This is a genomic window from Pseudomonas sp. K5002 (genome assembly GCF_013386655.1).
GTDB lineage: Bacteria > Pseudomonadota > Gammaproteobacteria > Pseudomonadales > Pseudomonadaceae > Aquipseudomonas.
In genome coordinates this window covers 1,748-2,010 of sequence record NZ_JACARK010000562.1, presented here as the reverse complement: position 1 = coordinate 2,010, position 263 = coordinate 1,748, and the positions used below count along the sequence as shown (strand labels likewise).

Annotated in this window: 2 protein-coding genes; both read right to left on the bottom strand. The window is 62.7% G+C overall.

Annotated elements, in window-relative coordinates; all coding sequences use genetic code 11:
* The coding region (locus HX846_RS23410) for an SDR family NAD(P)-dependent oxidoreductase (protein ID WP_178966175.1) at positions 1–121 on the bottom strand (121 nt) is incomplete at its 3' end.
* 22 nt (positions 122–143) lie between these two features.
* Positions 144–263: hypothetical protein (locus HX846_RS40455; protein ID WP_372242013.1), on the bottom strand; the 120-nt coding region annotated here is incomplete at its 5' end.

Sequence of the window (263 nt, the reverse complement as noted above, 5' to 3'; positions counted from 1 at the left end):
CCAGGTTGATGTCGGCGATGGCGACGGTCGCGCCTTCGTTGATGTAGGCCTGGGCAAACGCCCGGCCAATGCCCCGCGCGCTGCCGGTGACCAGCGCACTTTTACCTTCCAGTCGTTTCATCAATGCAGTGTCCCTGAGGTGATTATTTCGGGTAGCCGGCGCGTTTCATTTCACGCTCGGTGGTGGACTGCGCCTCGGCCAGTGCCTTGTCGACCGTCATGCCGCCGGTGAGCGCTGCCGAAAACAGCTTGCCCACCGAGGT